Here is a 3,649-nt window from a genome sequence, read left to right as displayed (position 1 = left end):
CCGCCCAGGGTGAGTTCCCCTTCATGGTCCGCCTCTCCATGGGCTGTGGTGGCTCGCTGTACTCGTCCACCATCGTGCTCACCGCCGCCCACTGTGTGAGCGGATCGGGCAACAACACCAGCATCACCGCCACCGCCGGTGTCGTGGACCTCCAGAGCGCCAGCGCCATCAAGGTCCGGTCCACCAAGGTCCTCCAGGCCCCCGGCTACAACGGCGCGGGCAAGGACTGGGCGCTCATCAAGCTCGCCCAGCCCATCAACCTGCCGACCCTGAAGATCGCCACCACCACGCAGTACAACACCGGCAACTTCACCGTCGCCGGCTGGGGAGCGGCCACCGAGGGCGGCGCCCAGCAGCGCTACCTCCTCAAGGCCACCGTTCCGTTCGTCTCCGACGCGAGCTGCAACTCCTCGTACGGCGGCCAGATCATCACCAGCGAAGAGATCTGCGCCGGCTACGCCGCCGGCGGCACGGACACCTGCCAGGGTGACTCCGGCGGCCCGATGTTCCGCAAGGACAACGCGGGCGCCTTCATCCAGGTCGGCATCGTGAGCTGGGGCAACGGCTGCGCCCGGCCCAACTACCCCGGTGTCTACACCGAGGTCTCCACCTTCGCCTCCGCCATCGCGTCGGCCGCCTCCACACTCTGACCCACCCGTGCGACCCGCGGGGCGGGACAGGTCACGCCACACGCTTCGGCGCGTCGGTCCACGACCTGTCCCGCCCCTGCCCATGAGCGCGCCACGCCCGGCCACAGCGGTCGGCGAACTCCCCGCGAACGGTCTCACGCCAGCCGGACGTGCCCCTCGCCCGCGCCCTCCAGCTCCAGCACCCACACCTCGTTGCGTCCCGCGCGCAGCACCGGCCCCGGCACGTACAGCGACTCCTGCGGCCCCACCGCCCAGTAGCGGCCGGCACAGAAGCCGTTGACCCACACGAAGCCGCGCGTCCAGCCCGGAAGGGAGAGCCGGGCGTCACCCGGGGACTCCACATCGAACGCCCCCCGGTACAGACCCCGCGCGCCCGGCCAGGCCGGCACGCGGAACGGCAGCGCCGCGACCGCCGCCGCGTCGTCGAAGGCGTCCAGCCGCAGCCCCCGCGCCCGCACACCGTGCAGATACTGCCGCTCATGCAGAAAGCCGCCGGTGATCCCCTTCGGCTCGCCCGTACGCGGCCCGTAGTTGACCCGCCCCAGGGACTCCACCCACGCCTCCACCACCGCCAGATCACGCAGCCCCGACAGCGTGAGCGGATACGGCCGCCGGGGCCCCGGCACCGCCACGCGATAACGCACCAGCCCCCGGTCCACACCCAGTTCCTCGAAGGTCGGCGGCATCGGCGTCCGTCTCTCCGGACCGCCCAGCGCCTCCAGCACCGCGTCCAGCGGCGCCCACCCCTCCAGCTCCACCCGCACCGGCCCGTCACCCAGCACGGGCGGCGCCGGCGGCACCTCCGGCAGCGGCCCCTCCACATACCCCGCCAGGACCTCCCGGAACAGCCAGAACTTCTCCGTCGGCCGCCCCTCCTCGTCCACCGGCGCCCCGTAGTCGTACGACGTCACGTCCGGCTCCAGAGCACCCCCGTGCAGCACACCGGCCCGATTGGCACCCGCCCGGCCCGCGAAGCTCGTGCCACCGTGCGCCATGTAGAGGTTCACCGACGCCCCGCACTCCAGGATCTCGCGCAGCGCGTCCGCCGCGTCCGCCGGATCACGCACCACACGCGGCCCGCCCCAGTGGTCGAACCAGCCGCACCAGAACTCCATGCACATCAGCGGACCCCCGGCCCGGTGCTCGCGCAGCGCCGCGAACGCCGCCCGGGCGCCCGAGCCGAAATTCACCGTCGCCAGCACGCCCGGCACCGAACCGCCCGTCAGCATGTGGTCCTCCGGGCCGTCGGAGGTGAACAGCGGCACGTCGATCCCGCAGGAGCGCAGCAGCGCGGCCAGAGAGGAGAGGTACGGCAGGTCGGAGCCGTAACTCCCGTACTCGTTCTCCACCTGCACCATGATCACCGGACCGCCGCGGCCCACCTGGCGGGCCGCGACCTGTGGCAGGAGGCGGCGGAACCAGCGCTCCACCGGCCCCAGAAACGCCGGGTCGCCCGTCCGTACACGCGACCCCGCCGCCGCCGTCAGCCAGTACGGCAGCCCTCCGTTGTCCCACTCCGCGCAGATGTACGGACCCGGCCGCACGATCGCCCACAGCCCCGCCTCACCGGCCGCGTCCAGGAACCGGCCCAGCGCCCCCACATCCGCGTACCGGCCGGGCGCCGGCTCGTGCAGATCCCACGGCACGTACGTCTCCACACAGTTCAGACCCATCGCACGCAGCATCCGCAGCCGGTGCGGCCACTGCTCCTCATGGACCCGGAAGTAGTGCAGCGCCCCGGAGAGCAACCGCACCGGGCGGCCGTCCAGCAGGAAATCCCTCTCACCTACAGTGAAATCGGCCACCGCCGCCGCCCTCCGGTCCCGTCGTCCGCCGGGCCCACCCTCGCCCCCTGGCCACGGACAGGTCCATGGACAAAGATCTGCGGTGCATGGACACACCGGAAGCGGACCCGGACGGAAGCCCTCTGAAGATCTGAAGAGGAGAGCGGCAGCGGATGTACCACACCTGGATGCGGTACTTCACCCCCAGCCCCGTCCACCACCGCCTCGGCCTCGTCTGCCTCGGCGTCGGCCTCCAGCACGGCCGGCTGCCCACCGTCGGACCCCGCGTCCTCGACCACCACGTCGCCGTCGTCATCGGCGCCGGCGGCGGCTGGTACCGCGACGCCGAAGGACACCGCACCACCGTCACCGCCCCCGCGCTGCTCTGGCTGACCCCCGGCGTACCGCACCACTACGGCCCCGACCCCGAGACCGGCTGGGACGAGAGCTTCGTCGACTTCGCCGGCCCCGCCACCGCCACCTACACCGAACTCGGCTACATCGACACCGACCGCCCCGTCGTCCCCCTCGCCGACGCCGCCCCCGCGCGCGCCGCCGTCGGCCGCATCGTGCGCGCCGCACGGCGCGGCAACCCGCTCCTGGAGGTCGAGACCGGCGCCGCCGTCCACGAACTCCTCGTCGCCCTGCGCCGCGACCGCGCCGACACCAACGCCGACGGCGACCTCGTCCTCCAGGCACTGGCCCGCGACGCCTTCCTGCCGCTCTCCGTCGCCGAACACGCGGCACGCCACGGCATGAGCCCCGCCGGACTGCGGGGCGCCGTACGCAGGGGCGCCGGATGCAGCCCCAAGGACTACCTCCTCGGCATCAGACTCGGCCGCGCCAAGGAACTCCTCGCCGCCACCGAACTGCCCGTCGCGGCCGTCGCCCGCCGCGTCGGCTACGCCGACCCCGCCTACTTCTCCCGGCTCTTCACACGCCGCGTGGGCATCGCGCCGGTGCGCTTCCGGGAACGCCAGGGCCACACCGTCCCCGGCGGCTGGAGCGACCGCGTCCCGCACCCCGACCACCCCCCGACGATCACGACGCCCTCTCCCTGAGACGCTCCGCCCGAACCGCGAGACACCGCCTAAGCTTCCGCACCATGACCACGAGCGACAACGGCGACAACAGCGGCATCGACCAGTCCGTCCAGGCCGAACTGGACCGGCTCCGCGGGAGTATCGACAACATCGACGCGGCCGTCGTCCACAT

Annotated in this window: 3 protein-coding genes and 1 pseudogene; 3 read left to right on the top strand and 1 reads right to left on the bottom strand. The window is 72.7% G+C overall.

Annotated elements, in window-relative coordinates:
- Window positions 1-650: serine protease (locus tag GXP76_RS34615; protein WP_242575579.1), on the top strand; the 650-nt coding region annotated here is incomplete at its 5' end.
- A 134-nt stretch (window positions 651-784) separates the two neighbouring features.
- Here GXP76_RS34615 and GXP76_RS34610 read toward each other — a convergent pair.
- Window positions 785-2,455, bottom strand: coding sequence for a beta-galactosidase family protein (locus tag GXP76_RS34610; RefSeq protein ID WP_242575578.1), 1,671 nt, complete (start codon window positions 2,453-2,455; stop codon window positions 785-787).
- 152 nt (window positions 2,456-2,607) lie between these two features.
- Between GXP76_RS34610 and GXP76_RS34605 the strand changes: the two genes are divergently transcribed.
- Together GXP76_RS34605 and GXP76_RS34600 are read left to right on the top strand one after the other, a co-directional pair.
- Window positions 2,608-3,495 carry an AraC family transcriptional regulator gene (locus tag GXP76_RS34605; RefSeq protein WP_242575577.1) on the top strand — a complete coding sequence of 296 codons (888 nt, stop codon included), beginning with the start codon at window positions 2,608-2,610 and terminating at the stop codon, window positions 3,493-3,495.
- A 44-nt stretch (window positions 3,496-3,539) separates the two neighbouring features.
- A pseudogene (locus GXP76_RS34600) lies at window positions 3,540-3,649 on the top strand (chorismate mutase); the annotation flags it as partial.

The sequence above is a fragment of the Streptomyces sp. NP-1717 genome, from assembly GCF_022695985.1.
GTDB lineage: Bacteria > Actinomycetota > Actinomycetes > Streptomycetales > Streptomycetaceae > Streptomyces.
The sequence above is the reverse complement of the archived record's forward strand: the minus strand, read 5'-3'. Positions and strand labels throughout refer to the sequence as shown.